Source organism: Pseudomonas sp. PS01299, from assembly GCF_029960145.1.
Lineage (GTDB): Bacteria > Pseudomonadota > Gammaproteobacteria > Pseudomonadales > Pseudomonadaceae > Aquipseudomonas > Aquipseudomonas putida_A.
In genome coordinates, this window is the sequence record NZ_JASCPO010000283.1 from 1 (window position 1) to 6,537 (window position 6,537).

General features: G+C 60.0%; 7 protein-coding genes. 5 read left to right on the plus strand and 2 right to left on the minus strand.

Going from position 1 to position 6,537, the window contains the following annotated elements:
- Positions 1-143: 143 nt before the first annotated feature.
- Entirely contained in the window at positions 144-929 is a 786-nt protein-coding gene (locus QMX91_RS27755; RefSeq protein WP_097087554.1) for an outer membrane protein OmpK, read from the plus strand.
- A gap of 373 nt (positions 930-1,302) precedes the next feature.
- A complete protein-coding gene (locus tag QMX91_RS27760) occupies positions 1,303-2,088 on the plus strand; it encodes an outer membrane protein OmpK (protein ID WP_127651706.1) in 786 nt (261 codons plus the stop codon).
- Between the two features lie 123 nt (positions 2,089-2,211).
- Here QMX91_RS27760 and QMX91_RS27765 read toward each other — a convergent pair whose 3' ends face one another.
- Complete coding sequence (locus QMX91_RS27765; RefSeq protein ID WP_097087551.1) at positions 2,212-3,384, minus strand: patatin-like phospholipase family protein; 1,173 nt, start codon at positions 3,382-3,384, stop codon at positions 2,212-2,214.
- Positions 3,385-3,419: 35 nt separating this feature from the next.
- Positions 3,420-4,355, minus strand: coding sequence for a lipid A biosynthesis lauroyl acyltransferase (locus tag QMX91_RS27770; protein ID WP_282413689.1), 936 nt, complete (start codon positions 4,353-4,355; stop codon positions 3,420-3,422).
- Between the two features lie 117 nt (positions 4,356-4,472).
- Here QMX91_RS27770 and minC point away from each other — a divergent pair, with 117 nt between their 5' ends.
- From minC to minE, 3 genes are all read left to right on the plus strand, one after another.
- Positions 4,473-5,210 carry a septum site-determining protein MinC gene (minC, locus tag QMX91_RS27775; protein ID WP_027613349.1) on the plus strand — a complete coding sequence of 246 codons (738 nt, stop codon included), beginning with the start codon at positions 4,473-4,475 and terminating at the stop codon, positions 5,208-5,210.
- Between the two features lie 199 nt (positions 5,211-5,409).
- The gene (gene minD / locus QMX91_RS27780) at positions 5,410-6,222 is read left to right on the plus strand and encodes a septum site-determining protein MinD (RefSeq protein WP_098967914.1); all 813 of its coding nucleotides are present in this window, start codon (positions 5,410-5,412) and stop codon (positions 6,220-6,222) included.
- Positions 6,222-6,476 carry a cell division topological specificity factor MinE gene (gene minE / locus QMX91_RS27785; protein WP_003223146.1) on the plus strand — a complete coding sequence of 85 codons (255 nt, stop codon included), beginning with the start codon at positions 6,222-6,224 and terminating at the stop codon, positions 6,474-6,476. Before minD ends, minE begins: the two co-directional genes overlap by 1 nt.
- Positions 6,477-6,537 lie beyond the last annotated feature (61 nt).

The window sequence follows — 6,537 nt, forward strand, 5'->3', positions numbered from 1 at the left end:
ACCCTGTAGGAGTGAGCCTGCTCGCGATAGCGGTATGACATTCAACACTTGAGTTGACTGAAAGAACGCCATCGCGAGCAGGCTCACTCCTACAAAGGGAAACAGCTCTGCGCCTTAAAAATAAAAACAAGAGGGAGCAACCGATGATTCGCACGCAAACCAGCGTTCTGTTGAGTGGCGGCCTGCTGGCCGCGAGTCAGGCCATGGCCGGCGATTTACTGCTGTGGCAGACCAACAGCCTGAGCTACCTGTACGGCAAGAACTTCGCGATCAACCCGTCGATCCAGCAGACGGTGACGTTCGAGCACGCCGACAAGTGGAAGTACGGCGACAACTTCCTGTTCGTCGACAAGATCTTCTACAACGGTCAGGAAGACCGCAACAAAGGCCCGCACACCTTCTACGGCGAATTCACCCCGCGCTTCTCGTTCGGCAAGATCTTCGACCGGAAAATCGAGTTTGGCCCGATCAAGGACGTGCTGCTGGCGATGACCTACGAGTACGGCGAAGGCGATAGCGAGGCCTACCTGATCGGCCCCGGCTTCGACCTCAAGGTGCCCGGCTTCAACTACGTGACCCTGAACATCTTCCGTCGCCACACCGAAGGCCCGCGCCCCGGCGATGGCGTCTGGCAGATCACCCCGGGCTGGTCGTACAGCGTGCCGCTGGGCAATTCCGACCTGTTGATCGACGGCTATCTGGACTGGGTCGTCGACAACGACCAGAACTCGCGCGGCACCTACCACGCCAACCTGCACATCAATCCGCAGATCAAATACGACCTCGGCAAAGCCCTCGGCTGGAGCCACAAGCAGCTGTATGTCGGCACCGAATACAGCTACTGGAAGAACAAATACGGCGTCGAAAGCAGCCACAACCTCGACACCAACCAGAACACCGCCAGCCTGCTGGTGAAGGTGCACTTCTGAGATGGCCCGCAACCGTGCCCCATACCTGTCGTCGGTGCTCTGTTGCGGGGCACTTGAGAGCTGGCCGAGGAGTCAGTATTCTCCGCGGCCTCTTGAATTCGGTCTAAAAAAAAGCCCGGATTTAATTCCTGACCGACAAGCCAACTTATCCCGGCCCCGGTCAGTACCGAGGCATCCCGAAAACACGCGCAATCGACTGTTTTTCAGCAGCCGAACGGGCGTTTTTTTGCTTTTCGAAAGCGTTGGCCCAGCTCTTGCTATCACCAGCGAAGCTGACCGATCGGATGACTTTTGCAGCGACGAAAAAAGGCGCCACACCAGAGCGCCGATCTTAAAAAAATAAACGTGGAACACCTACTTTGGGAGCAACCGAATGAAACGTATGTGCACCAGCCTGATGCTCGCGGGATCGATGCTGGCCGGCGGCCAGGCCATGGCCGACGGCCTGCTGCAATGGCAGAACAACAGCCTGACCTACCTCTACGGCAAAGACTTCAAGGTCAACCCGGCGATCCAGCAGACCGTCACCTTCGAGCACGCCGATGCCTGGAAGTACGGGGACAACTTCCTGTTCGTCGACAAGATCTTCTACAACGGCAAGCCGGATGGCGGCGTCGGCAACAACACTTACTATGGCGAATTCAGCCCACGCCTGTCGCTGGGCAAGATCCTCGACCAGAAGATCGAATTCGGTCCGGTCAAGGATGTGCTGCTGGCGATGACTTACGAGTTCGGTGAAGGCGACGTCGAGTCGTACCTGATCGGCCCGGGTTTTGACCTGGCGATTCCAGGCTTCGACTACTTCCAGCTGAACTTCTACCAGCGCCACACCGAAGGCTCGCGCGCCGGTGACAACGTCTGGCAGATCACCCCGGTCTGGTCCTACACCATTCCGGTTGGCGACTCGAACATCCTGATCGACGGTTTCATGGACTGGGTGGTCGACAACGACGTCAACAGCAAAGGCGAATACCACGCCAACCTGCACTTCAACCCACAGGTCAAATACGACCTGGGCAAGGCGCTGAATTTCGGCGAGAAGCAGCTGTACGTCGGTGTTGAATACGACTACTGGAAAGACAAGTACGGGATCGACGACACCCGTGCGTTCACCACCAATCAGAACGTGACCAGCTTCCTGGTGAAGTTCCACTTCTGATCCTGGTATCAGTGGCGTCTGCAAGGACGCCTTCGCGAGCAAGCCCGCTCCCACACTGGTTTTGTGACCAACACAGAACCAATGTGGGAGCGAGCTTGCTCGCGAATGGCTTCAGCACAAATATCAGGTGGGCGCGACCGCCTCGGTGATCCCGAGAAACCGGCACAACTCCTCACGCTTGGCCAACGCATCGCGCCGTCCCAGGTCGATCAGCTCGCTGCAATACCCCGCCTCGAACAACAGATAACTCAGCACCCCTGCCCCACTGGTCTTGGTCGCCCCCGGGCCGCGCAAGAACAGACGCAATGCCGCCGGCAATTCCTGTCGATGTCGCGCTGCGATTTCATCGATCGGCTGACTCGGCGCAATCACCAGCACTTCCACTGGCGCCACGCCCAACTCACGAGTCGGCACGCCCTCGGGCATCAGGTGGCTGAACTGGTTCAGACGCTGCAGCAACTCGATGTCGCTCTCCAGGCTGTCAATGAACGTGCTGTTGAGCATGTGCCCGCCGATCTGCGCCAGCGTCGGCTGCTGCCCGGTGTAGGCGCGCTCCAGCGGCTGCTGCGGATCAAAACCGCGCGGGTTGCCGCTGACACCCACCACCAGCACCCGACTCGCGCCCAAGTGCAGCGCCGGGCTGATCGGCGCCGATTGGCGTACCGCGCCGTCGCCGAAATATTCCTCACCGATTTTCACCGGGGCAAACAGCAACGGGATCGCCGAACTGGCCAGCAGATGGTCCACCGACAATTGCGCCGGCACGCCGATCCGCCGATGGCGCAACCACGCATCGATCGTGCCGCCGCCCTGATAGAAGGTCACCGCCTGCCCCGATTCGTAGCCGAACGCGGTCACCGCCACCGCATGCAGTTGCTTGCGGGCGATGGATTCGGCGATCCCGGGCATGTGCAGTTTTTCATTGAGCAGCTCGCGCAGCGGCGAACTGTTGAGCAGCGCCACCGGCAGTTGGCGACCGATGCCGAGCAGGCTGTGACTGACAAAGCGGCTGGCCTGACGGATCACCCCCGGCCAGTCACTGCGCAACACCCGATGACTGCGAAAGCCCTGCCAGAACAGCGTAAGGCGTTCGATGGCCGCGCGAAAATCGGTGGCACCACTGGCGAGGCTGACCGCGTTGATCGCCCCGGCCGAAGTGCCGACGATCACCGGAAACGGATTGTCCGCGCCCAGCGGCAGCAATTCGGCAATCGCCGCCAGTACCCCCACCTGATACGCCGCCCGAGCCCCGCCGCCGGAAAGAATCAAACCTGTGACCGGTTCCGCTGGGCTCATCGCAACGCTCCATGGTGCTTGAAAGGGTGAGTGAATCAGCCGCGCCGTTTCGGGTAAAGCTTCGGCTCGCCCGGTGGACGGCTCTTGAAGCGGCGGTGCGCCCACAAGTATTGCTCAGGGCAGGCGCGCAGCGCACTTTCCACCCACTGGTTGATGCGGAGGCAGTCGGCCTCTTCGGTTTCACCCGGGAAGTCTTCCAGCGGCGGGTGGATCACCAGTTTGTAACCGCTGCCATCCGCCAGACGCTCCTGAGTAAACGGCACCACCAGCGCTTTACCCAAGCGGGCGAATTTGGTGGTCGCGGTCACGGTCGCAGCCTGAATGCCGAACAGCGGCACGAAGATGCTTTGCTTGGCGCCGTAATCCTGATCCGGTGCGTACCAGATCGCCCGGCCCGAACGCAGCAACTTGAGCATGCCACGCACGTCGTCACGCTCCACCGCCAGCGAATCGAGATTGTGCCGCTCACGGCCCCGACGCTGGACGAAGTCGAACAACGGGTTTTTGTGCTCGCGGTACATGCCATCGATGGTGTGCTGCTGGCCGAGCAACGCGGCGCCGATTTCCAGGGTGGTGAAGTGCGCGGCCATAAGGATCACGCCCTTGCCTTCGCGCTGGGCGTTTTGCAGATGCTCCAGGCCTTCGACGTGGGCCAGTTTGGCCAGACGCTCACGGGACCACCACCAACTCATCGCCATTTCAAAAAAAGCGATGCCGGTGGAGGCGAAGTTTTCCTTGAGCAAGCGTTTACGCTCGGCGGCGGATTTTTCCGGGAAGCACAGCTCGAGATTGCGCTTGGCGATACGCCGCCGGTCGCCGGCCACGCGATACATCAATGCGCCCAGCACACGACCGATCGTCAGTAAAACCGCATACGGCAACTGCACGACCAGCCACAACAGCCCCAGACCGCACCAGAGCGGCCAGAAGCGGGGAGAAAGAAAGGCTCTTCGAAAACGCGGGCGATCCATTAAAGCTTCCGTAAATTCAGTGGCCGCGCATTCTACATCGTTCGACCCGGCTTGCGGCTCGCGGGCGTTCTCGTTATAAGTCTCGGCACTTTTAGTGACAAGCCGTTGTATGCCGATATGAGCCAAAACGAATCGCCAGACCGAGATCCCGTGTTCCAGTTGAAGGGCAGCATGCTGGCCATCACGGTGCTGGAACTGTCCCGCAACGACCTCGACAGCCTTGATCGGCAACTGGCCGCCAAAGTCGCCCAGGCGCCGAATTTCTTCAGCAATGCACCGCTGGTCCTGGCGCTGGACAAACTGCCGCCCGGCGAAGGCGCGGTCGATCTGCCCGGCCTGATGCGCGTATGCCGCCAGCATGGTCTGCGCACCCTGGCGATCCGCGCCAGCCGTATCGAAGACATCGCTGCCGCCATCGCCATCGACATCCCGGTGCTGCCGCCGTCCGGCGCCCGCGAGCGACCGCTGGAAGCGCCGGAACCGGAAGTCAAAAAGAAGCCGGAAAAGCCGCCGGAGCCAACGGTCAAACCGACCCGCGTCATCACCACGCCAGTACGTGGTGGCCAACAGATATATGCCCAGGGTGGCGATCTGGTGGTGGTGTCCTCGGTCAGTCCGGGGGCGGAACTTCTGGCCGATGGCAACATCCATGTATACGGCCCGATGCGCGGTCGCGCACTGGCCGGCGTCAAAGGCGACACCAAGGCCCGGATTTTCTGTCAGCAATTGAGCGCTGAACTGATCTCCATCGCCGGGCATTACAAGGTTTCCGAAGATTTGCGCCGCGATCCACTGTGGGGCTCCGGCGTCCAGGTCAGCCTGTCGGCCGACGTGTTGAACATCATTCGGCTTTAACGGATACTGCCGCATTTTCCAAGCATCTCTAAAACGTAGCGAAAACGGCTCAAACGAAGTAGGAAAAAGGAACAAGCAGCGTTTGCCCCCGGCAATTGCGACTTGCGCCGAATTCCAGCCAAGGCTGTCCGACTGCAGTAGTTTTCAAGAGATGTTTTTCAGGGGCTAAAAAGTCCTTCTTCCTTAGGGGTGAAACACCTTGGCCAAGATTCTCGTGGTTACATCCGGCAAGGGTGGTGTGGGTAAGACCACCACCAGCGCCGCTATCGGTACCGGCCTCGCTCTGCGCGGCCATAAAACAGTGATCGTCGACTTCGACGTGGGCCTGCGTAACCTCGACCTGATCATGGGTTGCGAGCGTCGCGTGGTGTACGACTTCGTCAACGTGGTCAACGGCGAAGCCAACCTGCAGCAGGCCCTGATCAAAGACAAGCGCCTGGAAAATCTCTACGTGCTGGCCGCCAGCCAGACCCGCGACAAAGACGCGCTGACCCAGGAAGGCGTGGAAAAAGTCCTGATGCAGTTGAAGGAAGACTTCGACTTCGTGGTCTGCGACTCCCCGGCGGGCATCGAGAAAGGTGCGCACCTGGCCATGTATTTCGCCGACGAAGCGATCATCGTGACCAACCCGGAAGTGTCCTCGGTACGTGACTCCGACCGCATGCTCGGCCTGCTGGCCAGCAAATCGCGTCGCGCCGAAAAAGGCGAAGACCCGATCAAGGAACACCTCCTGCTGACCCGTTACAACCCGCAGCGCGTCAGCGATGGCGAGATGCTGGGCGTCGAAGACGTGAAGGAAATCCTGGCCGTGACCCTGCTGGGCGTTATCCCTGAGTCGCAGGCGGTCCTGAAGGCTTCCAACTCGGGCGTTCCAGTGATTCTCGACGACCAGAGCGATGCCGGTCAGGCGTACAGCGATGCCGTTGATCGTCTGCTGGGCAAAGAAAAAGAACATCGTTTCCTCGATGTTACGAAGAAGGGATTCTTCGAGCGCCTGTTTGGAGGTAGGTAATGAACCTTTTTGACTTCTTTCGTGCCAACAAAAAGCCAAGTACCGCCTCGGTAGCGAAAGAGCGTCTACAGATCATCGTGGCGCATGAGCGCGGCCAGCGCAGCACGCCGGATTACCTGCCAGCCTTGCAGAAGGAACTGGTCGACGTGATCCGCAAGTACGTCAACATCGGCAACGACGACGTACATGTTGCACTGGAAAGCCAGGGCAGTTGCTCGATTCTGGAACTCAACATCACCCTGCCCGATCGCTGAGTCGATCCGGCAGGAACGACGGCGGCTCAGGGCCATTCCCATCGCGGAATGGCCCTGAGCC